Source organism: Streptomyces sp. NPDC049541 (assembly GCF_044465725.1).
In the GTDB taxonomy this organism is placed as follows: Bacteria; Actinomycetota; Actinomycetes; order Streptomycetales; family Streptomycetaceae; genus Streptomyces.
Genome location: NZ_JBITLY010000003.1, coordinates 378648 through 402474, shown reverse-complemented (window position 1 = coordinate 402474; position 23827 = coordinate 378648). Strand labels below are relative to the sequence as shown.

At 70.5% G+C, this 23827-nt stretch carries 25 protein-coding genes and 1 pseudogene; 15 read left to right on the top strand and 11 right to left on the bottom strand.

Annotation, left to right across the window (positions count from 1 at the left end):
* Positions 1-568: 568 nt before the first annotated feature.
* The 3 genes from ACIBW9_RS14170 to ACIBW9_RS14160 all read left to right on the top strand — a co-directional run bounded on the left by ACIBW9_RS14170 (position 569) and on the right by ACIBW9_RS14160 (position 3138).
* A complete protein-coding gene (locus ACIBW9_RS14170) occupies positions 569-919 on the top strand; it encodes a MerR family transcriptional regulator (protein WP_398954655.1) in 351 nt (116 codons plus the stop codon).
* 210 nt (positions 920-1129) lie between these two features.
* Positions 1130-1252, top strand: a complete 123-nt coding sequence (locus ACIBW9_RS14165) for a hypothetical protein (RefSeq protein ID WP_398954653.1) — start codon at positions 1130-1132, stop codon at positions 1250-1252.
* Between the two features lie 119 nt (positions 1253-1371).
* The gene (locus ACIBW9_RS14160) at positions 1372-3138 is read left to right on the top strand and encodes an ABC transporter ATP-binding protein (RefSeq protein WP_398954651.1); all 1767 of its coding nucleotides are present in this window, start codon (positions 1372-1374) and stop codon (positions 3136-3138) included.
* 277 nt (positions 3139-3415) lie between these two features.
* Here ACIBW9_RS14160 and ACIBW9_RS14155 read toward each other — a convergent pair whose 3' ends face one another.
* Together ACIBW9_RS14155 and ACIBW9_RS14150 are read right to left on the bottom strand one after the other, a co-directional pair.
* Positions 3416-3538 carry a hypothetical protein gene (locus tag ACIBW9_RS14155; RefSeq protein ID WP_398954649.1) on the bottom strand — a complete coding sequence of 41 codons (123 nt, stop codon included), beginning with the start codon at positions 3536-3538 and terminating at the stop codon, positions 3416-3418.
* Between the two features lie 59 nt (positions 3539-3597).
* Positions 3598-4338: a DUF4232 domain-containing protein gene (locus tag ACIBW9_RS14150; RefSeq protein WP_398954647.1), complete on the bottom strand. Its 741-nt coding sequence runs from the start codon at positions 4336-4338 to the stop codon at positions 3598-3600.
* Between the two features lie 254 nt (positions 4339-4592).
* On the opposite strand from ACIBW9_RS14150, the gene ACIBW9_RS14145 reads away from it, so the two are divergent.
* From ACIBW9_RS14145 to ACIBW9_RS14135, 3 genes are all read left to right on the top strand, one after another.
* Entirely contained in the window at positions 4593-4802 is a 210-nt protein-coding gene (locus ACIBW9_RS14145) for a hypothetical protein (protein ID WP_398954645.1), read from the top strand.
* Between the two features lie 141 nt (positions 4803-4943).
* Positions 4944-6131, top strand: coding sequence for a macrolide family glycosyltransferase (locus ACIBW9_RS14140; RefSeq protein WP_398954643.1), 1188 nt, complete (start codon positions 4944-4946; stop codon positions 6129-6131).
* Positions 6132-6374: 243 nt separating this feature from the next.
* Complete coding sequence (locus ACIBW9_RS14135) at positions 6375-7559, top strand: type III polyketide synthase (RefSeq protein ID WP_398954641.1); 1185 nt, start codon at positions 6375-6377, stop codon at positions 7557-7559.
* Positions 7560-7574: 15 nt separating this feature from the next.
* Here ACIBW9_RS14135 and ACIBW9_RS14130 read toward each other — a convergent pair whose 3' ends face one another.
* The gene (locus ACIBW9_RS14130) at positions 7575-9734 is read right to left on the bottom strand and encodes a SpoIIE family protein phosphatase (protein WP_398954639.1); all 2160 of its coding nucleotides are present in this window, start codon (positions 9732-9734) and stop codon (positions 7575-7577) included.
* Between the two features lie 201 nt (positions 9735-9935).
* Here ACIBW9_RS14130 and ACIBW9_RS14125 point away from each other — a divergent pair.
* Positions 9936-10157 (top strand): annotated as a pseudogene (locus ACIBW9_RS14125) (TetR/AcrR family transcriptional regulator); the annotation flags it as partial.
* Positions 10158-10188: 31 nt separating this feature from the next.
* Here the strand turns inward: ACIBW9_RS14125 and ACIBW9_RS14120 are convergent.
* On the bottom strand, positions 10189-10914 hold the full coding sequence (locus ACIBW9_RS14120) for a DUF4232 domain-containing protein (protein ID WP_398954637.1): 726 nt from the start codon (positions 10912-10914) through the stop codon (positions 10189-10191).
* Between the two features lie 195 nt (positions 10915-11109).
* Here ACIBW9_RS14120 and ACIBW9_RS14115 point away from each other — a divergent pair, with 195 nt between their 5' ends.
* Positions 11110-12435 (top strand): helix-turn-helix domain-containing protein, encoded by a 1326-nt coding sequence (locus ACIBW9_RS14115; protein ID WP_398954635.1) that lies wholly within the window; start codon positions 11110-11112, stop codon positions 12433-12435.
* 198 nt (positions 12436-12633) lie between these two features.
* On the top strand, positions 12634-13986 hold the full coding sequence (locus tag ACIBW9_RS14110; protein ID WP_398954633.1) for a S8 family serine peptidase: 1353 nt from the start codon (positions 12634-12636) through the stop codon (positions 13984-13986).
* A 71-nt stretch (positions 13987-14057) separates the two neighbouring features.
* Here ACIBW9_RS14110 and ACIBW9_RS14105 read toward each other — a convergent pair whose 3' ends face one another.
* Positions 14058-14702: a response regulator gene (locus ACIBW9_RS14105; protein WP_398954631.1), complete on the bottom strand. Its 645-nt coding sequence runs from the start codon at positions 14700-14702 to the stop codon at positions 14058-14060.
* Positions 14690-15940, bottom strand: coding sequence for a histidine kinase (locus tag ACIBW9_RS14100; RefSeq protein ID WP_398954629.1), 1251 nt, complete (start codon positions 15938-15940; stop codon positions 14690-14692). The genes ACIBW9_RS14105 and ACIBW9_RS14100 overlap by 13 nt, the downstream gene beginning before the upstream one ends.
* Positions 15941-16109: 169 nt before the next feature.
* Here ACIBW9_RS14100 and ACIBW9_RS14095 point away from each other — a divergent pair, with 169 nt between their 5' ends.
* The gene (locus tag ACIBW9_RS14095) at positions 16110-16559 is read left to right on the top strand and encodes a hypothetical protein (protein WP_398954627.1); all 450 of its coding nucleotides are present in this window, start codon (positions 16110-16112) and stop codon (positions 16557-16559) included.
* A gap of 35 nt (positions 16560-16594) precedes the next feature.
* Here the strand turns inward: ACIBW9_RS14095 and ACIBW9_RS14090 are convergent, their stop codons facing one another.
* Both ACIBW9_RS14090 and ACIBW9_RS14085 read right to left on the bottom strand, forming a co-directional pair.
* Positions 16595-17410 (bottom strand): hypothetical protein, encoded by an 816-nt coding sequence (locus ACIBW9_RS14090; RefSeq protein WP_398954626.1) that lies wholly within the window; start codon positions 17408-17410, stop codon positions 16595-16597.
* Between the two features lie 133 nt (positions 17411-17543).
* Entirely contained in the window at positions 17544-17921 is a 378-nt protein-coding gene (locus ACIBW9_RS14085; RefSeq protein WP_398954624.1) for a DUF952 domain-containing protein, read from the bottom strand.
* 133 nt (positions 17922-18054) lie between these two features.
* On the opposite strand from ACIBW9_RS14085, the gene ACIBW9_RS14080 reads away from it, so the two are divergent.
* Positions 18055-18258, top strand: coding sequence for a cold-shock protein (locus ACIBW9_RS14080; protein ID WP_351473368.1), 204 nt, complete (start codon positions 18055-18057; stop codon positions 18256-18258).
* A 220-nt stretch (positions 18259-18478) separates the two neighbouring features.
* On the top strand, positions 18479-19927 hold the full coding sequence (locus ACIBW9_RS14075) for a DEAD/DEAH box helicase (protein WP_398954622.1): 1449 nt from the start codon (positions 18479-18481) through the stop codon (positions 19925-19927).
* A gap of 55 nt (positions 19928-19982) precedes the next feature.
* On the opposite strand, the gene ACIBW9_RS14070 is transcribed toward ACIBW9_RS14075, so the two are convergent.
* Positions 19983-21119 carry a sugar ABC transporter substrate-binding protein gene (locus ACIBW9_RS14070; RefSeq protein WP_398954620.1) on the bottom strand — a complete coding sequence of 379 codons (1137 nt, stop codon included), beginning with the start codon at positions 21117-21119 and terminating at the stop codon, positions 19983-19985.
* A 110-nt stretch (positions 21120-21229) separates the two neighbouring features.
* Positions 21230-21703: a PH domain-containing protein gene (locus tag ACIBW9_RS14065; RefSeq protein ID WP_398954619.1), complete on the bottom strand. Its 474-nt coding sequence runs from the start codon at positions 21701-21703 to the stop codon at positions 21230-21232.
* 159 nt (positions 21704-21862) lie between these two features.
* Here ACIBW9_RS14065 and ACIBW9_RS14060 point away from each other — a divergent pair, with 159 nt between their 5' ends.
* The 3 genes from ACIBW9_RS14060 (at position 21863) to ACIBW9_RS14050 (ending at position 23378) form a co-directional block, all read left to right on the top strand.
* Positions 21863-22141, top strand: a complete 279-nt coding sequence (locus tag ACIBW9_RS14060; protein ID WP_398954617.1) for a CopG family transcriptional regulator — start codon at positions 21863-21865, stop codon at positions 22139-22141.
* Entirely contained in the window at positions 22138-22563 is a 426-nt protein-coding gene (locus tag ACIBW9_RS14055) for a hypothetical protein (RefSeq protein WP_398954615.1), read from the top strand. The genes ACIBW9_RS14060 and ACIBW9_RS14055 overlap by 4 nt, the downstream gene beginning before the upstream one ends.
* A gap of 305 nt (positions 22564-22868) precedes the next feature.
* Positions 22869-23378: a hypothetical protein gene (locus ACIBW9_RS14050; protein WP_398954613.1), complete on the top strand. Its 510-nt coding sequence runs from the start codon at positions 22869-22871 to the stop codon at positions 23376-23378.
* Between the two features lie 65 nt (positions 23379-23443).
* Here the strand turns inward: ACIBW9_RS14050 and ACIBW9_RS14045 are convergent, their stop codons facing one another.
* Positions 23444-23809 carry a DUF4440 domain-containing protein gene (locus ACIBW9_RS14045; protein ID WP_398954610.1) on the bottom strand — a complete coding sequence of 122 codons (366 nt, stop codon included), beginning with the start codon at positions 23807-23809 and terminating at the stop codon, positions 23444-23446.
* Positions 23810-23827 lie beyond the last annotated feature (18 nt).

Genomic DNA, 23827 nt, shown 5'->3' with positions numbered 1-23827 from the left:
TCCGCCCACCGGTGAGTCCGACCGGTCAGGGCCGGCCATCGCAGGGTTCCTCCTCCACCAGAAGAGTGAAATCTTCTCTCGCTGGAGTAGATTTTCGTTCCTGACGTGGGTACGCTTCTTCTCGTAGACACGGTCAACGAGATCCGCCAGACACGAACTGGCGGGTGACTGAAGACGAAGTACGCAGGTCAGTGCGGCTCTCGAGCCTCGAAGCCAGAGAGTTCCCAGAACGGTGACGGGACTGAGAGCCGCACTGGGCGGCTCGCACATCAAGGAGCTGCCAACAGCAGTACCGGTTCCATCAGTTGGTTCAGAGAGGAACGGAGGAGCAGACGCCATCAGGATCGCCCGGCCCGAGAAGCACTCGGCCCGGGTACCGCAAGACCCCGGAATGGATGGTGGTCCCCGGTCAAGCAGCTGCGATCCCCCCGCACCCCCCTCTGCCGGGCCGGTAGCGGAAACAGAAAGTCGGCACAGCAGTAGGGCCGACAGATGGTGTTCAATTTCCTTCGGGGCCCTGGTGCCGTACGGCACCAGGGCCCCTCGACGCGTTGCACAGCGAGGTGACATGACATCGGACAACCCCTTGAATGATCGTCTGGACGACGACGACTACCCCGCGTACACGATGGGCCGGGCAGCCGAGATGCTCGGCGCCACCCCGGCCTTCCTACGAGCCATCGGTGAGGCTCGTCTGATCACTCCGCTCCGCTCGGAGGGAGGACATCGCCGGTACTCCCGCTACCAACTGCGGATCGCCGCGCGCGCCCGGGAGCTCGTCGACAAGGGAACTCCGATCGAGGCCGCGTGCCGCATCGTCATCCTCGAGGACCAGCTCGAGGAAGCGCAGCGCATCAACGCCGAGTACCGCCGTGCCGCCGCCGAATCGGCGGGCCGTGCCGACTCCGGCTCCGCCTGAACGGGCGTCAGAGGCCATGAGCGGCTGCGTGTCACACGGCTCAGCCGCCCGCAGCACATGGATTCAGTAAGAGAAAGATATCCATTCTTCACCTCTCAATTTGAGCGGGATTTCGCGTCGCCCCCGTATTCACCGGTGCCACACCGTCCAAGTCAGCGGCGAGCAGCGCCAGTTGACGAGACAGCCAAGGCATCGGAAAGGAGGGCCACCATGTCCTTCGCGAAGATCACGCTGGGCAAGAAGGCCAAGAAGAAGGAAGCCTGCGCCGGCAAGGCCAAGCACCACCACAAGAAGAAGCATCACCACAAGCACAAGAAGCACGCCGCCAAGTAGCAGGGCGTCGAAACCACAACCGGACAAGAACGCCGTGCCGGGGTCCGTGCGCACCAGCGGGTGCGCTACGGGTCCCGGCGCGGCGTCGGTTCGAGCAACGTGCTGGGAGTGTTGCGCACATGAGCCGAGCTGCCCCGATCGCCATGCCCATGGCCGCACCCGGAGCATCCGCACCCACCCGTCATGCCCGTCTCTCCCCGCCGGCCGCGTTCCGGATCTTCTGGCCGCTGGTGAGCGTCAACCGCGTGGTCGTAGTGGTCTCCGTGGTGCTTCTGGTGGTGTCGGCCGCGTGCGACGCGGCCGCGATCGGCATCGTCGGCGTACTCACCGACAAGGTGCTCGCCCCGGGCGACCTGGCCGCTTTCTGGCAGCCCGCCACCCTCTGGCTGGGGCTCGCCGCGGCCGGTGCGGTGGCCTCGGCCGCGGGCGGTTATCTCACCGGCTGGTCCAGCGAACACTTCCTGCTCGGCCTGCGCGACCGTCTCTTCCAGCACCTGCAGCAGGTGCCGCCCGACGCCCTCGACCGCTTCGGCACCGGCGATCTGGTCACCCGGCTCACCGGCGACGTCGAGGCCGTCGAGTCACTGGTGGCCTCCGCCCCCGTCGACCTCGTCACCACCGCGGTGGGAGCCGTGGTCTTCGGCGTCGCCGCCTTCTGGACCAGCTGGCAACTGGCCCTGGTCACCTTCGCCTTGACGCCTGTCATCTGGTCCGGTGCCCGGGTGTTCGGCACCCTGATGCGCTCCGCCACCCGCGACGAACGCGACAGCAACGGACGCCTGGCCTCCCTGCTGGAGGAGAGCCTGGCCAACATGCCGCTCGTGCAGGCGTACGGCCGTCAGCAGGCCGAGCGGGGCAAGCTGCACCGGGAGGGACGGGTGTGGATGCGGGCCGGGCTGCGGCAGATCCGGCTGTCCTCGGTGTACGGGCCGGCGGGTGAGTTCATCGAGACCCTGAGCGTGCTGGCCGTGATCGGCGCCGGGGCCTGGCAGATCTCCGAGCACCACCTCAGCGTCGGCGGACTGCTCTCCTTCGCCGCCTACCTCGGTTACCTCCAGCCCAAGCTGCAGGAACTCGGCGAACTCGCGGTCAGTGCCTCCTCCGCGACGGCCGCGTGCGAGCGTCTCGTCGAGGTGCTGCGCACCGGCCCCGTCGCCGAGAGCACCCCACGCCCTGGCATCGCGCCGCTCGCCGAACCGGTGCGCGGCGCCCTCACCTTCGACGACGTCGGCTTCGCCTACCCCGGCGCCGGCCACCCCGTACTGCACCGCGTCCGCCTGGACATCGCCCCCGGCACGCTGGTCGCGGTCACGGGCCCGAGCGGCGCCGGCAAGTCCACCCTCGGCAAGCTGCTCCTGCGCGGGTACGAACCCTCGCAGGGGCGCATCCTGCTGGACGGCCGGGACATCGCCCAGTTCCCCGTCGACGAGGTGCGCCGGCACATCACCCTGCTGCTCCAGGACAGCATGCTCTTCGACGGCACCGTCAAGGAGAACATCGTCTACGGCCGCCCCGACGCCACCGAGGAGGAGGTGCTCGCCGCCGCCACGGCCGCCGACGCGCACGGCTTCATCGACGCCCTGCCCGCCGGCTACGACACTTCCGTCGGCAAACGCGGCAGCCATCTCTCCGGGGGCCAGCGCCGCAGGATCGCCCTGGCCCGGGCCATGCTGCGCACCGCCCCCGTGCTGATCCTGGACGAGCCCACGGCCGGCCTCGACGACGCCTCGGCGGCCCGCATCATGGCGCCGCTGCGACGCCTGACGGCGGGCCGTACCACCCTTCTCATCACCCATGACCTGCGCCTGACCGCCCAGGCCGACCTCGTTCTCCACCTGGCCGACGGCACGGTCACCCCGGTCGCCGGGGCCGGGCACGCGGCCTGAGGCATCCCCTGACCGCCACGCGCCAGCACGCTGCTGTCCACACCCTGTGGAGAAAGAGCGCCACGCCAGTGCTTCAGCGGCCCGTGCCCTCGTGGGCGGCCCGGTGCTGCAGGCCGCGTTCCTGCTGGTGGAGCGGCGCCACCCGGAGCCGCTGGTGCCGCTGTCCGTGCTGAACCTGCACGCGGGCATGGTCACGGCCGGTGTGGTCGCCCTCGCCGGTGCCTGCTCGTCGGCGCCGTACCGCGCCGGCGCCCAACGGCGCAGTGACACGCGCCGCTCAGACCGCATGACCGCGGCGGAGGACCCCCGCCTCCTTGGCCAGGCGGCCCGTGCTGCCCATGACGACGACCTGGAAGGCCGCGCCGAAGTAGGCGGTGACGAAGCGGGTGATCCTGCGCATGGTGGGGTGCCTGCCTTCCGGGTCGGTGGGATGCGGTTCGCGGAACGGGCGCTCGGGTGTCACCAGTCGGTGGCGTCGTTCATGTCCTGCTGCCAGTAGGTGACCTTGATCGAGTCGTCGACGTAGACACCCTTCGCGGGCAGCGGCGGGTGGGCGGGGGCGCCCACGCTCCCGCTCATGGAGCGAGGGGAGAAGTAGACCGTCAGGGACTTCGCGGTGTGACCGCCCTCGCTGCTGCCGTCGGTGGCGGACAGGCTGATGGCCGCGTACCCGGACTGGCCCGGCTCGAGCGTGACGACGGCCTGCGGCTGCGACTCCGTGATGACCGGCGGCACGGCCTGGGCGCCGGTGAACCGGACGGCCGGGTAGCCGTAGAGGAAGCAGGTCCTGCTGCCGGTGTTGGTCACCGTGAGCAGCATGTGGTTCACGGGGCGGTTCAGCGGGGCCGCGACCGTCTTGGTGTTGGAGCCCTGGCAGGTGACCGGCGCGCTGGACGCCTTCGACGCGGAGGTGCCGCCGGCGGACTTCGAACCGGTGGTGGACCCGGTGGTGGATGTACCGCCGGAGGAACCGGTCGCCCCCGTGGAGCCCGACGTACCCGTGGAGCCGGTCGTACCGGTGGAGTTGGAGGGCGTGCTCGACGAAGTGGCGCCGGACGAAGGGTTGGTGGAGGCCGTCGACGCCGCGCCCTCGTCGTGGGCGCCCGTTCCGTCGTTGCAGGCGGTCAGGGAGAGCGCGGCGAGAACGGCGGTTGCGGCGGCGGCTGCGAGACGGGTGCGGGAGGTACGGAGACCGGACATGTTGCTGTGCCCCTTCGGAGTTCGGGTGGTGCTGCTGATCGGATGACCGAAGCTTGCGAGGCGATCCGTCCCAACCGCCACGCCCAGCGGGGTGTTGGGGACGCTGGAACACCGAAATGCACCCTGACCTGGGAGAACAAGGCCACCCTGGAACGCGGGAATGGGATGCGGCGACCGCCGGAACGGGTGCCCGGGGCGGTGGCTACACTCGCCGCCACCGCGATCACGGGCCCGCAGAGCAGAGGAACACGAAGATGCAGAATCCGTTCAGGGACGGCGGTCCGCTCGACATCGCGATGGGGCTGCTCGCTCTGCTGCTCTCGGCCGTCCTGTTGTGGATGGGCATACAGATGGCCCAGCACGGGCGCTCGTGGTGGTGGCCGCTGACGGCAGGCGTGATGGTCGTCCTCAGCCTGAACGGCCTTTACCGGCGCCGCCCCTCGAAACGCCGTAGCCGCCAGTAGGCAGGCACGTCCACACCCTGTGCGCGGGCCCGCGGCCGGTCGCGGGGTGCGCATGTGGGCGGTTGGGGGTGCGGACCGCGTTGCTCAAGCGGGCTTCCGGGCGTTGCTGTGTCGTAGCCCTCTATCCAAGGAAGTCCGGACATGCCCCGTTCTGCTCATATCGCCATGGTCGGTACGCCTCTGGTCGGGCATGTACTGCCCAGTCTGGAGATCATCCGTGAGCTTGTGGCGCGCGGTCATCGCGTGACGTATGCCAACGCCGGTCCCCTCGCCGGGCTGGTCGCCGCCACCGGCGCCGAGCCGATCGGCGTCACGTCCACTCTTGCGGCCGCCGTTCACGACTGGCCGCAGGATCCCATCGCCTCCGCCTCCCGCTTCCTCGACGAGGCGATGAGCGTGCTGCCTCAGCTGCACGGCGTGTACGACGACGAGCCGGCCGACCTCTATCTCTACGACGTCGGCGCGTACGCGGGCCGTGCGCTGGCCGAGGCGCAGTGCCGCGGCCACGTCCAGCTGGCCGCGGGGCATGTGGCCTGGGAGGGCGCCCAGGAGGAGATCGTCGCGGCGTACGAGCAGCTGCCCGGAGGCCCCGCCTACCGGGCGCGGTTCGCGGACTGGCTGGCCCGGTGCGGTGCGGTGACCACGAACGTGGAGGAGTTCACCGGCCACCCGAAGCGGGTGCTGGCCATGATTCCGCGCGCCATGCAGCCCCTTGCGGAACGTGTCGACGCCGAGGCGGTGACGTTCGTCGGCCCGTGCTTCGGCGCCGAGCGGGAGCAGGACGGCTGGACCCGGCCGGCCGAGGCGAAGAAGGTGCTGCTGGTGTCGCTGGCCGGCTCGCCGTACCACGCGGCACGGGAGATCTACCACCAGTGTGCGGCCGCGTTCACGGATCTCCCGGGATGGCATGTGGTGCTGCAGACGGGCAGTGCCGACGATCTGGGCGAGCGGATTCCCCGTAACTTCGAAGTGCGGCCGTGGGCCTCGCCCTTGACCGTGCTCGAGCAGGCGGACGTGTGGGTGACGCACACCGGGATGGACAGCAGCAGTCAGGGACTGTGCAGCGGTGTGCCGATGATCGCGGTACCGAACGGCCCCGGCCAGTCCCTGTACGCCGACCGGCTCGTCGAACTGGGCGTCGCCCGCCGGGTCGACGCCGCGGACGTCACGGCGGCGACGCTGCGTACCGCCCTGATGGAACTCATCGGCGATCCACAGGTCGCCGCGCGCTCGGCGTGGCTGTGGTCCGAGGTCCGCGCCGAGGGCGGCACCCGCCGGGCCGCCGATCTGATCGAAGAGCAGCTGGCCGGGGACAGGGTGAGCTGTTGACGCGGCGGATGTACATCAAGGGGTCAACTCACCCCATATGTGCGCCGTCTCACGCACACCAATAGCCATCCGAGTTGTCCAGATCACAGCGTAAATGCCCACTTGGCGTCCATGCTCGAAGCGGCTCAAGGAGCCCGAAGTGGAGCGTAGCGCCATTTATTTGGACATAACTTCCCCAAATAGCCCATGACACGGCGCCCGTGGCGTTCCGCCTCGCCCCCTCCCCCGGAGAAAGGTGCCACCATGGCCGCTTACCTGTGCCCGCCTGCCGTGATACACGGCGAACACACCGTGCAGACCAGCCAGATCGTGGCGGAGGTGCGCGGTCGCCACCCGGACGCGGCGTGGGCGCCGCGCATCGACGGCATCGCGGCCAGTACGGGCATCGAATCCCGCGGATGGATGCTGCCGTTGGAGGCCGCCGTCGCGCCCGGCAGCGGGGGCGGCCTGCCAGCTGCCGGCATCGGACCGGCCCGTCAGGCGCTGGCCGGTGACGGGTTCACCGAGCAGGACGTGGACCGTGTGATCGCCGCCCTGGAGGCGATACCCGCGCCGCAGACCGTCCAGGAGCGCACCGCGCCGGCCTGGGCGGCCGTGCAGTCCTGCGGGGAGCGGGCGGCACGCGGGGCCCTGCAGATCGCGGGCCTGGACACCACAGACGTCGACTGCCTGATCACCAGTCACTCCACCACTCCGGCGCTGCCGGGGCTGGACGTCTCCCTGGCCAACAAGCTCCCGCTCCGGGACGACGTGCTGCTGCTGCCCGCCACGCAGTGGGCCTGCATCGCCGGGACCCGTTCCCTGGCGCTGGCGGCGGATCTCGTGGCCGCGGACCCCGACCGGGTGGTCCTGGTCGTGATCGCGGAGGCGCTGAGCACGACGTACCAGCCCGGCGACGACACCCTGGAGTCCCTGATCGTCCGGCTGCTGTTCGCGGACACCGCGGTCGCCGCGGTGGTCACGGGCCGCCCCAGGGCCGAGTCGGCGCTGCGGCTGGACGCCTCCTGGAACCACACCCTGCCCGGCACCCAGGACCTGCACCGCCTGGAGACCCGTGAGGACGGCACCCACTTCGTGATGGACCGGCGCGGACCGCGCGCCGTGCAGGAGACGGTCACCGCGATGTGGGAGTGGCTGCGCCTGCGCTACCAGGACGACCCCGACTCCTGGCACCCCGACGTGCTGCTCGCGCACCCCGGCGGGACGCGCGTGCTGGAGTACATGGAGCAGACGATGCCCGAGGGGTGGCCGTCGGGGCTGCTGGAGTACAGCCGGGACAGCTACACCAGCGGCAACCGCGGAGGCGCCGCCGTGTTCGACATCATGCGCAGGGCCTACGACGCCGGGCAGGAACCGGGCAGCCGTGCCGTCCTGTATGCGGCGGCCCCGGGTCTGACGGCCACCGCCCTGGAAGGCGAGTGGCTGTAAGCCGGGACGGCTCCGTCACTTCTCGACCGACGCCCAGACCACCTTGCCGTTGTCCGTCCAGCGCACGCCCCACCGGGTGGTGAGGCCGTGCACGACGTGCAGGCCGCGACCGCCGTCGTCGAGGAGCCCGCCCCGGCTGAGGCGCGGCCGGCCGTTGCCGGTGTCGCCCACCTCGCACAGCAGCCCGCGGCCGGTCCTGATCAGCCGTACCGTGAGGGGTCCGCCGGCGAAGCGGACCGCGTTGGCGACCAGCTCGTCGACGACCAGCAGCACCCGGTCCTGGGTCTCGTCCCTGATGCGCCACTGTCCCAGCAGCGCGGAGACCAGCGTGCGGGCCCGGGCGGCGGCGTCGACCCGGGCGGGCAGCCGCCAGGTCGCGGTGTCCCCCTTGCGGTAGCCGATCATGCGCGCGAGCAGCAGGGTCACGTCGTCGCGCCGGTGCGCGGGCGCCAGCGCCGAGACCACACGCCGGGTGGCCTGCTGCAGGGCGACCCAGGGGTGCACCGTGGACACGGCGTCCGCCAGCCTGGTGATGCCCTCGTCGATCGACAGGGCGGGGTCCTCCACCAGGCCGTCGGTGTACAGGGCGAGCAGTGAGCCCGGGGGTGCGGCGAAGGTGTGCACCTCGTACGGCTCCCGCAGCGCGAACTCGGCGCCCAGCCCGGGGTGGGTTCGCACGGCGACCGGGCCCGCCGGTCCACCCGGGGGCATCAGGATCGGCGGGAGATGGCCGGCGCTGGCCAGGGCCACGTGGTGGCTGACCGGGTCGTACACCGCGATGCAGCAGGTGGAGCCAAGGGCGCTGTAGCCGGCCGCGAGCCCGGACTCCGCGTCGTCCAGCAGTGACACGGTGTCGTCCAGGTGCTCCAGCACCTCGTCGGGCGCCAGCCCCGCGGACAGCAGCGCGCGGGCCTCCATGCTCAGCTGTCCCATGGTCGCCGCGGCTCCCAGGCCGTGCCCGACGACGTCACCGACCACCAGCGCGGTACGGCCGTCCGGCAGCGGAAAGCTGTTCACCCAGTCTCCGCCGACGCCCGCGCTGTCGGGGGTGGCGGGCTGGTAGACGCTGGCCGTCTCGATGGTGTCGCCGCCGGAGCGGGGCAGCAGCCGGCGCTGCAGTGCCAGCACCTGGGTGTGCTCGCGCTGGTGCTGACGGGCCAGGTCGACGTGGTGGGAGGTCCTGGCCACCAGTTCCTGGAGGTCGAACAGCTCGCTGTCCTCGAAGGGCCGGTCCGCCCGCCGCCAGACCTCCGCCACCCCCAGGACGACGGGCGGCTCGCCGTCCAGGACCAGCGGTATGCACGCCACGGCCGCCGCCTCGTCACCGGGCACCAGGGCACGGACCAGCCGTGGGCTGCCGAGCACCCGCTCGATCGCTTCCCGGTCGGGTATGACGAGGGCCTGGGCGGCGTCGTCACGCCGGACCGCCTGGGACAGCAGGCGGCCCGCATCGCCGGGAAGGTCGTCGCCCGGGGTCAGATAGCCGTCGGGCCAGGCCCGGTCCGGCACCAGGGCCGCCCGCCGCAGCCGGATGCGCTCCTGCGGCCGCCCCGTGACCACCTCGCCCGTCCATACGGCGAAGTCGAGGTCGATGGCGGTCACGTCTCCCCAGGCCAGCAGGGACTCCGCCAGCGACTGCGCGGTCTCGCCGATGTCCAGCGAGGTGCCGATCGCGGTCTCGGCGGCGTACAGGTGCAGCCGCCTGGCCATGGCGATCAGGGAGACGGTGAGGCCCTCCTGGGGCGCCGCGGCAGCCAGGATGCTCATCGAGACCACCAGCTCCGACCCGTCGCCGCGCCGTAGCCGCTGGACCCGGGCGACGTGCGGCTCACCGGTCTCCAGGACCTGCCGCAGCCGCCGGGTGACCGTCGGTACGTCCCAGGGGGGCAGCAGGTCGACGAAGGGTTTCCCGGCCACGGCCGCGACCCCCGCGAAGACGGGGGCGCCCAGATTGCAGCGGGTGATTCTCAGCTCCCGGTCCAGGCTGACCACGCCGAGGATCTGCTCCGGGCGGCCGGGGGCCGCATCGGCAGCCGGCCGTGGGCGGGCGGCGCTGTCGTCCTGCTGATCGGCGGAACCGGCGGTCGGCGCTCCCTCGCCCGGCATGTACCTCCCCAAGGCGCCGCTGACCATGTCGAACGGTGACGCGGACGAAGGGGAGGGGGTGGAGTCCATGCGACTCTCTCAACTCGCTCGCCGGCCCCCGGCACAGCGCCGGGGCGTATCAGAACCCGGGCGACAGGGCCCCGAGATTCCTGACCGCACAGCTCATTCAATAACACCCACGGCCGCTTCGCCCACACCAGCGGATCACACACCAGGCAGCCGCCACCACCCACCACCGGCACTCACCGCCGGCCATCCCCTGCGCCTGCCCACCCCGCCAGCCGGGTCGCCCACCGGGTCAAGGAGAACCTGACCGGCTTCTTCCGCACCGAGGCCGAGCGGGGCGGGGCGAGCGATCCCGGCCTGCTGGCCCGGCAGCTCAGCCTGGTCTTCGACGGCGCCAGCGCCCGCGCGGGCATCGGGGCGGACACACTGGCGGGGCTCGTCACGCCCACGGTGACCACCCTGCTCGACGCGGCGGGCATGCGCTGACGCCTCGCAGCGTGCTTTTGCCGTCACGGCGTCACCAGTCGACGGCGTCGTCCATCGACTGCTCCCAGTAGCTGACCTTCAGCGAGTCGTCGATGTGGACACCCTTCGCGGGCAGCGACGGGTGGGCGGCGGCGCCGACGCTCCCGGACATGGAGCGGCCGAAGAAGTGGACGGCGAGGGACTTCACCGTGCGGCCGTCGGTGCCGCTGCCGTCGGCGGCGGACAGGCTCACCGACGCGTAACCGGACTCGCCGGGCTGGAGGGTGACGACCGCCTGCGGCTTCGACGCCTCGATGACCGGGGGCACCGCCTGGGCGTCGGTGAACTGGACCGCGGGGTAGCCGTAGAGGTAGCAGGTCCTGCCGCCGGTGTTGGTCACGGTGAGCAGCAGGTGGTTCACCGGCCGGGTCAACGGGGCCGCGACCGTACGGGTGTTGGACCCGTCGCAGGTGACCGGCTTGCTCGGGGCGTGGGTGCGCACGGTCCGCTTGGAACCGGCGGCGGCCGAACCGGAGGCACCGGAGGAGCTCTTGGAGACCGTCGAGGCCCTCGACGCGCTCGCCGAACCTGTGGGGCGCATGGAGGCGACGGAGCCGGCCAGGACCACGTCCGACGAAGAGTCCGTCGAGGTGCTCGTCGCGGCACCCTCGCTCCTGGCGCCCGTCCCGTCACCGCACGCCGTCAAGGAGAGCGCGGCGATGACCACGGCGGAGGCGGCGCCGACGAAACGGGTGTGGGAAGTGCGGAAGTTGAACATGTGACTGAGCCCCTTCGGAGTTCGGTGGCGGTGGTGATTGGATGACGGAAGCTTGTGAGGCGATCCGTCCCAACTGCCACGCCTGGCGGGCGGTTGGGGACACCGGAACGCCGAAACGCGCTCTGGCCAGGGGGAACGCAGTGCTCCTGGAACGCGCGACGGGAACACGGGGGAACACGGAGGGGTGGGGAAACGGTGTCGGAGGCGAGCGAGGCCGCGGAGACCGAGGCGTTCGCGCGGCTGTTGCGGGAGCTCAAGGACCGCTCGGGTCTGAGTTACGGGGTGCTGGCCAAGCGGCTGCACATGAGTACGTCGACGCTGCACCGCTACTGCAACGGCAGCGCGGTGCCGGTCGAGTACGCGCCGGTGGAGCGCCTGGCGAGGGTCTGCCGGGCGACGCCGCAGGAGCTGGTGGAGCTGCACCGGCGCTGGATCCTGGCGGACGCGGCACGGGGACGCAGAGCGGAACAGACGGAAGTCGTCGGGGCGGTGGAACCCGGCCCGGCGGCACCGCACGAGCCCGACGGTCGCGAGCGCGAGCGGGCGGGCGAGAGCGAGGGCAGGACCGACGACGTCGATGAGCCGGTGGTCGTCGACACCCCGCGCACGCTCACGCCACCCGCCCGTCCACGTCATCGCCGTACCGCCCTGATCGCGTCCGCCGCCGCGGCCGCCGTGCTGGGAGTCGTCGCGCTCACCGTGCATCCGGGCTTCGGCGGCGGGGACACCACGGCGGACCGGCAGGAGGTCGGCGCGGGCGCCACGACCAGCGGCGCGGCGGACACCGGGACGCCGTCGGCCACCTCGTCCCCGAGCGCGAAGGGCCACAAGCCGTCCGCGTCGGCCACCGCCTCCGCCACCGAGTCCGGGACGGCCGGGCCCGGCAAGGGGCCGGCCGGGTCCAGCGGCGGCGGCGACACCGGCACCGTCCCGCTCACCGTCGGCACCCGCCCCTACGTCTACGACAGCCCCTGCAGCCAGCACTTCCTCGTGGACAGCGAACCCGCGCAGGTCGGCCCGCCGGCGAGCGAGGAGACCGCCACGCGCTGGGCCGCCGCGTACGGGGCGGTGTCCTCGGACGAGCAGGAGGTCGCCCTCACGGTGCAGGGCACCGGCGCTCAGACCGTCGTCCTGGAGGCGCTGCACGTCCGCATCCTCAGCAAGGGCGCGCCGCTCGCCTGGAACGACTACTCGATGGGCGTCGGCTGCGGCGGTGGCGTCGACACCAAGTCGTTCGACGTCGACCTCGACAACGGCAGCCCCACGGTCACCGTCAAGGGCGGCCAGCGCGACTTCCCGTACAAGGTCAGCGAGTCCGACCCGGAGGTCTTCTACGTCGTCGCCCACACCAAGGCCCACGACGTCCGGTGGGACCTCACCCTGGACTGGTCCAGCGGCAGCCGCCGCGGCACCGTCCACATCGACAACTCCGGCACCCCGTTCCGCACCAGCGCCGACGTCGGCCGCCCGGGCTACGACTACCCGCTGGGCACCAACGAGTGGATCAAACGGGAGAGCTGACCGTCAATCGGGAGAGTTGACGGTCAATCGGGAGGTAAAGGGTTCGGCATCGTCGATTCAACGGCCTTGAACTGTGCATGACTCGTTCGATGGGATGCGCGAAGACCATCTCGGAATCACCCCGTGAGACCGAGACCGAGCCGTTCGCGAACCCGCTTCGCGAATCCACTTCGTGAGACTCCGAATCCAGGGGGATTCATGCACATAGCCCGTATCGGGCTGGGCGTCGCGGCTGCCACGTCCGTCGCCGCCCTCGCGGTCACCGCACTGGGGACCGCCGCGCCCGCCGCCGTACCGCACACCCTGGCGGTACCGGCCGTCGCCGGGCACACCCTGGTCCACGGCGTGAGCAGCCCGCTGACCAGCGAGCAGTGCCAGGCCAAGTGGCACATCAACTGCTACACCCCGCTCCAGTACCGCAAGGCGTACGACCTCAACGCCCTGTACCGCAAGGGCGTGACCGGCAAGGGCCGCACCATCGTCATCGTCGACTCGTACGGTTCCCCGACCGTCCAGCACGACCTCGACGTCTACAGCCACCAGTTCGGGCTGCCCAGCACCAAGGTGAAGGTGGTCAAGTGGGGGCACGTCCCCGCCTTCGACCCCAATAACTCCGACATGACCGGCTGGGCCGGCGAGACCACCCTCGACGTCGAGATGGCGCACGCGGTGGCGCCCGACGCCAAGATCGTCGTGGTGGAGACGGCCGTCTCCGAGACCGAGGGCACCACCGGTCTGCCGGAGATGATGGACGCCGAGAAGTACCTGATCGACCACGGCGTCGGCGATGTCATCAGCCAGAGCTTCGGCGCCACGGAGAACACCTTCCCCGGCTTCGACAGCGGCAACTTCTCCAGCATCAAGAACCTGCGGTACGCCTTCCAGGAAGCCAACCGCAAGAAGGTGACCGTGCTGGCGGCCTCCGGTGACGGCGGCGCGACCGACCTGAAGCTGGACGGGAAGACGTACTACAAGAAGCGCGTCAACTCCTGGCCCTCCTCCGACCCGCTGGTCACCTCGATCGGCGGCACCCAGCTGCACCTGAACGACGCGGGCGCCCGCGTCAAGCCGGACAGCGTCTACAACGACTACGGCTCCGGCGGTGGCGGCCAGTCCCACGTGTTCACCCGCCCGTCCTTCCAGAACGGCGTGAAGAGCAAGGTCGGCACCCGCCGCGGCACCCCGGACATCTCGATGGCCGCGGCCGTCAACGGCGGTGCCTGGGTGTACTCCAGCTACGACCCGACCGCCGTGGGCTGGGACGTCAGCGGCGGCACCAGCGAGGCCACCCCGCTCTTCTCGGGCATCGTCGCCCTCGCCGACCAGGCGGCCGGCCACCGGGTGGGCAACATCCAGCAGGCCCTGTACGGCCTCTACGCCCACAACGCCAAGGCCAACGGCATCGTCGACGTCAACGACGGCACCGACAACAGCTACCAGGGCGTGACCGGCTACAAGGCCGTCAACGGCTACGACATGGCGACCGGCGTCGGCACCGTGGACGCCCTCAAGTTCGTCCCCGCCCTCGCCAGGGCGAGCAGCCGCGGCTGACCCCGCTTGCACCACATGGACGGCCCGGGTTCCGTACCCGGGCCGTTCGCGTTGCCGGTCTGCTCCGGCACTCAGGCCACCCCGAGAAAGTGCAGCACCGCAAGCACCCGCCGGTGGTCCGCGTCGGCCTTAGGCAGGTCGAGCTTGGCGAAGATGCTGTTGATGTGCTTGGCCACCGCGCTCTCGCTGACCACGAGTTGCTCGGCGATCCCCGCGTTGGAGCGGCCGCCCGCCATCAGTTCCAGGACCTCGCGCTCCCGGGGCGTGAGACGGTCCAGCGGGTCGCTGTGGCGGCGTACCAGCAGTTGAGAGACCACCTGCGGGTCGAGGGCGGTGCCACCCGCGGCCACCCGGCGCAGGGTGGCCGCGAACTCCTCGACGTCCGCGACCCGTTGCTTGAGCAGATAGCCGATGCCGGAGGTGTTGGCGGAGAGCAGATCGGTGGCGTACCGCTCCTCGACGTACTGGGACAGCAGCAGTACGGCGGTCTGCGGCCACTGGCGTTTGACGACCAGCGCGGCCCGTACGCCCTCGTCCGTGAAGCCGGGGGGCATGCGGACGTCCACCACCGCGATGTCCGGCCGGTGCTCCTCCACCGCAGCCAACAGCGCCTCGGCATCGCCCACTTCGGCGACCACCTCGAAACCGGCCATCTCCAGGACCTTGACCACGCCGATCCGGAGCAGCACGGAATCCTCGGCGATCACGGCACGCACGGCAGCTCCACGGTGATGACGGTCGGCCCCCCGGCGGGGCTGTCGACCGACAGCGTGCCATCGACGGAGGCGACGCGCTTGGCCAGCCCCGAAAGACCGGTGCCGCCGCCGAGCCGGGCGCCGCCGACACCGTCGTCCCGGACGACGACGAGCAGGGTCGCCCCGGCGCGCACCACCGTGACCTCGGCTTCGGACGCCTCCGCGTGCTTCACCACGTTCGTGAGCGCCTCGGAGACGACGAAGTAGGCGATGGACTCGATCGTCGGGGACAGCCGCGACGTCAGCTCCACCGTGACCCGGACCGGCACCGGCACCCGGGCGGCGAGGCCGGAGAGCGCGGCGTCGAGACCGCGGTCCTCCAGGACGGCCGGATGCAACCCCCGTACCAGACTGCTCAGTTCCTCGATCGCCTCCTTCGCCTCCCGGTGCGCCTCGTCGATCACGCGGCGGACGTCCTCGGGCAGGTCGTCGAAGGTGGCCTTCGCGATCCCGAGGTTCACGGCCAGGGAGACCAGCCGCTGCTGGGCGCCGTCGTGCAGGTCCCGTTCGATGCGCCGCCGTTCGGCGTCGACGACGTCCACCAGACCCGCCCGGCTCTCGGTCAGCGCCTCGACCCGGCGCGCCAGTTGCTCGGCCCGGCTGGGCCCGAGCAGGACGGACGCGAGACGGGTGTCCAGCCCGGTGAGGGCGTGGGACAACCAGGCCGCCAGGTGGAGCAGGCCGATGCCGGCAGCCGTGAGGTAGGCCGCCCAGGTCGAGTACCCGAGGTGCTGGAGGCGCCAGTCCAGCGGTACGAGCCAGATCCACAGATAGACCGAGCTGGCGGCGAGCGCGGCGGCCCAGGTCAGCAGGACGAGGAGCGCCGCGAGGCTCAGCAGCGGCCCGTCCAGCAGGTGGTACAGGAGCTGACGCCGTCCCGCCCGGGACCGCAGCCACGCGGGCTGCCGGGGCCGCCGTCCCCCGTACGGCGAAGGGATGTCCACGCCGAGCCGGACCCGGAAGCGGGCGTGCTGCGCCTCGGTCAGCAGCGGCCCCGCGAACACGACGGCGGCGAGCGGCACGACCACCGCGAGCAGGACGACCCCCGCGGACTGCGGGACGAAGAAGATCCACGGCAGCGCCATGACGAGCAGCACGCCGAACTGGATCAGCAGGCCCGTGGCGAGGAAGGCGACCGGGCGGCCGACCCCTCGCAACGGCCGCAGGACGAGGCCCCGCAGGCGGGTGACTATGCGCATTGACGAAACGCTACTGCCCAGGTCAGGGGCGGTCCATGGTGCGGATGCCCGGCTGGGGGTGCAACTGGTGCCACCCCCGGAACGGACCGCTGCGTTACTGACTGTGACCGCCTGACGGCGAAGGCTGGAGGTCGTGGAGGAGAGCCGGAAACGCGAGGAGACCGAACCGATGAGCATGCTGATGGTCCGTCAGGAGAGCGTTGTCACCCGCCGCGTGCACGCACCTCGGGTGCGCCGCTGGTACCACCGCTGCCGCACGGAACACGTCCTCGTCGGCTGCGGTCTCGCCCTGCTGCCCTGGCTGGTCGTGCTGGCGAACGGCCTGCCCGGCACCGCCGTCGCCACGCACTGGAACACCGCCTGGGTGGGCCTGGACGCCCTGGAGGCGACGGGCCTGATCGCCACGGGGCTGCTGGCCGCCCGCGGCCACCACCTGCACGCGCTCACGGCCTCCGCCACCGCGACGCTGCTGGTGGTCGACGCCTGGTTCGACACGATCACGGCGGCGCCGGGCGGGGACCAACTCTCGGCGCTGGCCATGGCGTTCGCCGCGGAGCTGCCGCTGGCCGCGGTGTGCGGGGCGCTGGCGGTACGGGGGCTCGCCCGCCGCACCGCCTGACCGGTTCGACGCGCGTACGGACGCGTCGGCCGGAATCAGACCGCGGTCTCGCCGACGTCCGTACGCGAGACCGCGAGGTAGCCGACGAACCCGAGGATGGCGACCGTCCAGGACAGGGTGACCGGGCCGAGCCCCAGGGCCAGCCCGCCCCGGTTGTGGCCCACGGCCATCCAGTCGGCGACGGAGGCCCCGAGCGGACGCGTGATGACGTACGCCGTCCAGAAGGCGGCCACCGCGTTCAGGCCGCCCCAGCGGTGGGCGACGGCCGGTACGGCGATGGCGGCGGCGTACACGACGGCCGAACCGAGGTAGCCGAGGCCGATCGTGGCGGTGAGGTCGCCCGCGGCGGTGCCCAGGGCGAAGGTGGCGAGGACCGCCGCCCAGTAGAAGGCCTCGCGGCGCCGGGTGTGGATGCTGTGGATGGAGAGGGTGCCCTCGCTGCGGTACCAGAGGCCGAAGACGGCGGCCAGCGCCACCATGAAGAACGGCGTCGAGATCAGATACGGCACCCCGAGGCCGACGTGCAGCACATCGGCGGCCATCGTGCCGAACACGCTGACCACCACGATCGCCGTCCAGTAGATCCAGGCGACGTACCGGCGAACGGCGAACTGCACCACCAGGGCGGCCACGAACGCGAGGCCGCCGACGCCCACCGCGGGGATCGGGCCGAGCAGGTGCGCCAGCCAGTCGGAGGCCGTCTCGCCCATGCCGGTGGTCAGGACCTTGATGATCCAGAAGTAGACGGTCACCTCCGGCACCTTGCTCGCCGCATGCCGTACGCGACCCGTGTGCTGCCCGGGCCGCGAGGGCTGCACGGGCCGGTCGGAGGTGAGGTGATCTGTGGTCATGGCAGGCACGATGACATGACGAAGGGCCGTCGCCACAGGCCCCTTTGCCAGAGTTTTGGCGCTTGCAGTCCACGAGTTGCCCGAGCCCCGTCCGAGCCTGAAAGCAACCTGGACGGGAGGGCGGACGTGCTGGTCAGGGACGTACGTCGGGTGGTACGTCGGCAAGTCCCGTCGCCCGGCCCCCCTCGTCCCACCGGACCACCAGAACGCGCTCCACCGCCTCGCGGTCGAGGGGCCCGAACACGTGCGGGAACAGGGTGCCCTCCGCGACCCCCGGCGGCGGCGCGGGATCCGCCGCCTCCCACACGCACTTCGCGCTCAGCCGTGTCTCGTCGAGCAGCAACGCGAGCAGCGGCCGGGGAGCGCTGCCGTAGAACGCGTTGACGATCTTGAGCGTGGTCGGCTCGTCGGGGGAGCAGTGGACGAAACCGTCCTCGACCAGGGAGGCAGGGGCGTAGGGCCGGTCGGGACTCGCGTTCCACTCGGCGCTGGACACGACGTGATAGATCATGGCCGAGTTATACCCCAGCATCGGGCCACCACCTGTGCTACGGTGCCAAATGGCAGTTTTGGTTACCAGAGGCTTTTGAGTGCTCTTCGACCTTCCGTCGACGAGCACTCTTTTTTGTTGAGGGAGATTCCGTATGGCATCCGGCACCGTGAAGTGGTTCAACTCGGAAAAGGGATTCGGCTTCATCGAGCAGGACGGCGGCGGCGCCGACGTCTTCGCCCACTACTCGAACATCGCCACCCAGGGCTTCCGTGAGCTTCACGAGGGCCAGAAGGTGACCTTCGACGTCACGCAGGGCCAGAAGGGCCCGCAGGCCGAGAACATCCTTCCCGCCTGACGCTGACGCGTACGTACCACGTGGCTGGGGCCCGCACTCTTTGGGTGCGGGCCCCGGCTCGTTGCGTTTCCCCCGCTCTCCGCTCCATTCCTCACCGCACCCTTCACTTCGAATTCGTCATCCGTTCCTTCGGTTTCTTCGGCTACTTCTTGCGAATCCTCATGCGGTCCGTCCGCTCGGAGGCATTCCTCGATACGTGCCGCATCGAGGAGGCTTCCGCATGAACCGCACAGCCCGTACGCACACGAACAAGAGATCCACCCGTTCCCGTACGGCGGGCCGGGGCCGCCCCGCCGCGTCCGGCGGCGAGTTCGCACTGCCCGTGACCGTCACCCCGGCGCTGCCGCCCGTCGAGGGCTTCGCCGAACTCGACATGCCCGAGCGCCTGTTGGCCACGCTCGACGCCGAGGGCGTGACGGCCCCCTTCCCGATCCAGGCCGCCACGCTGCCCAACTCCCTCGCAGGCCGCGACGTCCTGGGCCGCGGGCGCACCGGCTCGGGCAAGACGCTCGCCTTCGGTCTCGCCGTGCTGGCCAGGACCGCGGGACAGCGGGCGGAGCCCCGGCAGCCGCTGGCCCTCGTCCTCGTACCCACCAGGGAACTGGCGCAGCAGGTCACCGACGCACTCACGCCGTACGCCAAAGCGCTGCGGCTGCGGCTCGCCACCGTGGTCGGCGGGCTGTCGATCGGCCGGCAGGCGGGCGCCCTGCGCTCCGGGGCCGAGGTCGTCGTGGCGACACCCGGCCGGCTCAAGGACCTCATAGACCGGGGCGACTGCCGCCTGGACCAGGTTGCGATCACGGTGTTGGACGAGGCCGACCAGATGGCCGACATGGGCTTCATGCCGCAGGTGACCGCCCTGCTCGACCAGGTCCGCCCGGGTGGTCAGCGACTGCTGTTCTCGGCGACGCTGGACCGCAACGTGGACCGGCTCGTCCGGACGTATCTCCACGACCCGGTCGTCCACTCCGTGGACCCGTCCGCGGGCGCCGTCACCACGATGGACCACCACGTGCTGCACGTCGAGGACGAGGACAAGCACGCCACCACGACCGAGATCGCCGCCCGCGACGGACGGGTGATCATGTTCCTGGACACCAAGCACGCGGCGGACAGGCTGGCCAAGAAGCTGCTGGCCGTCGGGGTGCGCGCGGCGGCGCTGCACGGCGGAAAGTCGCAGAACCAGCGCACCCGTACCCTCGCGCAGTTCAAGGACGGCCAGGTCAGCGTGCTGGTGGCCACGAACGTGGCGGCCCGCGGCATCCACGTCGACAATCTCGACCTCGTCGTCAACGTGGACCCGCCCGGCGACCACAAGGACTATCTGCACCGGGGCGGCCGTACCGCACGCGCGGGCGAGTCCGGCACCGTCGTCACGCTGGTCCTGCCCCACCAGCGCCGCGAGGTGTCCCGTCTGATGGCCGACGCCGGCATCACCCCGCGAACCACCCGGGTCCGCTCCGGCGAGGCGGAACTGAGCCGTATCACCGGGGCCCAGGCCCCGTCGGGGGTGCCCGTGGTCCTCACTCCGCCGACCGCTCCCGAGAGCCGCCCGGCGCGTACGGCGGGTTCCGCCCCGCGGGCCCGGCGCGGCCGCCCGGCCCAGCAGGGGCGCCGCCGGTCCCCGGCCAAGGGTGCCGGCGGCGCCCCCAAGGGAAACGGCCGCTGACACCGACGCCCGGGACGCGAGGTCGCGTCCCGGGCGGTGTGGCGGTGACGCCGGACTACTTCAGGCCGATGGCCGCACAGTCCGCCGCGTACTTCGCGGTGCAGATGTCCTTGACGGTGTAGACACCGTCCTTGATCACCGTGGACTTGATGTTGTTCTTGGTGAGGGCGACCACGGGGACCAGCATCGCCGGGATCGCCTTCTGGGTGGGGCTGTCGACCGAGTCCTGGGTCAGCGCGTCGAACTCGAGGTTCTTGCCCTGCACCTTGTCCACCGCCATCTCCGCGGCGTTGGCCGCCTCCAGCAGGAACGACTTGTACACGGTCATCGTCTGCTCACCGGCGACGATCCGCTGCACCGCGTCCAGGTTGGCGTCCTGCCCGGTGACCAGCGGCATCTTGGTGACGCCCGCCGCCTTCATCGCGTCGATGGCGGCACCCGCCATGCCGTCGTTGGCCGAGTAGACGGCTGCTATGTTGCCGAGGCCGATGGACTGGATGGCCTTGGTCATGTTCGCCTTGGCGACCAAGGGCGACCACTTGTCGGTGTCGTACGACTTGACGATGTTCACCCGGCCCTTCAGCTCGCTGAGCGCGCCCTCCTTGACGAGGGCCGTGTTCGGATCGCCGGGATCGCCGTTCATCATGACGACCTTGCTGGAGGCGGCCTTCTCGCCGAGCGCGTCGGTGATGGCACGGCCCTGCACCTGGCCGACGAGCTCGTTGTCGTGCGAGATGTACGCGTCGATCGGCCCTTGTGCGAGCCGGTCGTACGCGATCACGGGTATCCCGGCGTCCTTGGCCTTCTGCACATCCGGCGCGATGGCCCTGGCGTCCACCGCATCCACCAGGATGACATCGACCCTGGCGTCGATCATGTCCTCGAACTGCCTGCTCTGCTTGCCCACGCTGGCACCGGCGTTGGCGTAGCGGACCTTGCCCTTGCCATGGGTGAGGGCGGCGACCCGCTCCTTGATCAGGGGATGGTCGAACTTCTCGAACCGCGCGGTGGCCGTGTCGGGCAGCAACAGCCCCACCGTGATGTCGTCGCCCTTCTCGGGACTCGCGGAACTGCTGCTCCCACTGACGCTGTCGATGACACCGCACGAGGAGAGCAGGAGCGCCGAGGCGGCGGCGAACACGGGGACAACGGCGAAACGACGTACGCCGGTTCTGCGGGGGGTGTGAGCCATCACGTGCAGGTGCCTTCCGGGCAGTGGAGGAGCGGACCACCGGGTGAGCAAGAAGCCAACGGGTCCGTGGAGACCACGTCAAGACATCCGTTTGTCATCCCTTCAACTTCCTACGGAATCTCCTCATCCGGCGTGGGCATGGGCTGCGTGGATTCGACCAGCCGTTGAAGATCGGCGAACCGCTCGTCCTGCCGGCGGCAGCCCTCTCCGAAGTTGCCGAGGGCACCCGCCGTGAACTTGAAGCCGTCGAGAGTATGAAACTCCGCGCCCCACCCGCCGAGAGTGACGGCCCGGACCTGGGACCAGGGCAGGCGCTGCGTCCCCCAGGGATTCACCATGAGGATGCCGTCCGCGGTGAGTTCCAGCCGCACGCGAAGCACGGTCCACCACGAGAACAGGCCGAAGAACAGTGCGATCGCCGTCGTCGCGCCCGCGGAAGTCAGGTTTTCCCCATCAGGACGGACCGCCAGGGCCAGCCACCGCACGACGGCGGCGACAGCAGGCGCGAGAGCCAGGGCGTAGCCGACCGACAGTCCGTGGGAGCTGACGCGCCACACTGCGATGACACCATCCTGCTCAGACATCGCACCCTCCTCCGTGCGAGGGTACGGCCTCCTGACCGGCGGCCCGTGGCCGTGTATCACCTGCCCCGGGTGCGGACTCGCGAACTGCTGCCTCATCCGGGTGCGGGCGGGCAGCGTGGGGTCGGTACGGGCCCTTGCACCATGAGTATGGTTTCTTGTATGGCGACCAAGAAGGTGACAGTGACGATCCCCGAGGACCTACTGGACGAGATCCGTGGCGAGGTGGCCGAGCGGGGACTTTCGGCATATGTGGCCGAAGCACTGCGGTTCAAGCGCGACCGGGACCGGCTGCTGGAGCTGGTTGACTGGCTGCAGGAGGAACACGGCCCGGTCACCGAGGACGAGCGCGCGGACGCAGCCGCGGAACTGGAAGATCTCGACGCGGAGCATGAGCGCCGCCGCGCCGCCGGAGGACACAACCCCGGAGAGGCCGCGTGAAGAAGCGCGCCACTGAGCACAACCGAAGGCCGCTGCGCGTCTTCGTACTCGACTGCGAGGCCTTGTCCCTGGCCGTACGCGGCGATCGGAGGATGATCGCCTGGCTCGACCTCGCGGCCAGGGGCGAGGCCGAGGTGGTGACGTCTCCCATGGCCCTGATCGAGGCGCATGACGGCAGAACCACCGAGCGGCGCTGGGACTGGGTGCTCTCCCGGCTCAAGGTCGCCGACATCGGTAAGGACGAGGCCCGCCAGGCCCGACGCCTCCTGGCCGCCGCCGAGCTGCATGGCCACAAGTACGCCATCGATGCCCTGTTGGCCGTCATCGCACGCCAGCAGAAGGGGCAGGTCACCGTCTTCACCTCGGAGGTGGACGACCTGGAGAAGCTCCTGCCGGAGACCATCGTCGTCAAGAAGGTATGACAAGCAGGTGTGAAGGGTGGTGCGCGGTCGGCGCTGGCAGGTTGCCTCGTGGCCATCGACAAAGCCCGACCGTCGGATAGGTCCCGGACGAATCTCCGGGCCGCCCCCAGACAGGCCGGGGATGCAGCCATCCCTACGGAGCTGGAACCCCCGGAAGCCGACCGCGCGCTTCAGACCATAGTCGCGGGCACTGACAACGCAGCCGCGAGCGCTGATATGCCGACTACGCTGCCACCGGGCTCCTGAACCAGCCAGGGCCGAGTGGCGGTTGACGAGCTCCGGGGGCGTCGGTGGGTGTCTGGGACGTGGAGAAGGACAGCGAGCGTGCGCAGTGGGTCTTTGTGCCGCAGGTCGGTGTGGGACCGCTTCGCTTCGGGATGACTCCCGACGACGTGAGTGCAGCCCTCGGAAGCGAGGCCCCGGCCCGTCGCCTTGCCCAGCGTTCGTCAGGCAGCTACGAACTCATCGAGTCGCCGTTCACCAAGCCCAGGGTGACCGTCTATTACGCAATGGGGCAGACCCTGGCCTGCGTAGCCGTCGATGCTCTTGCCGGCCCGCAGGTCATGCTGGACGGCACAGCTCTCGTCGCCCGCGTGCCGTCCGAGGTCGAGGATTGGTTGTGCAAGCACGCGGAGGCCGACGAATTCGACCTCATCTACACGCATGCGGCAGATCCGGGCTCGGGGGATCTCGGACTCATCGTGCGCGCTCAACGAGCAGGCGACATCGTCCTCACCCGGCCCCTCTTCCTCATCCGCGAGTGGGCCGAGAACAACTGGGACTGCGTTCCGGGCGAAGAATGGTCAAGGTTCTGACGTGCACGAGACACGGCGGTTGCCCTGTCCCCTCGTATGACGAGGACCTCTCTCGGCGGCTTCCTTCAGGCGGCCAGGGTGCCTTGGTGGAAGTACATGCGCCAGCCCGTGTCTGTCAGGCGCCACAAGGAGCTTCGCCACACGCGGCGGCCCTGGTTGTCGGCGAAGTACGTCAGGTGCACGATGCCCGGGGCCAGGACGGTCCCTGACAGCTCGCTGACCTTGACCGGCGCATCGGCGGACACCGTTCCCGCGCTGGTCACGGTGAGGATCGACTCCGCGTCCCACCGGCGACCAGAGGCTCCGATCTCGGTGAACTCCGGATCCAGAAGCTCCGAGACGAGGGACGGAGAAGCGCGCACCTCAGGGTCGAGGAGCCGCAGTTCTCCGGCAATGGCCGCTTGGACTGCCCGTTCGTTCTCGTCCGCCATGCCCGCATCCTACGAAGG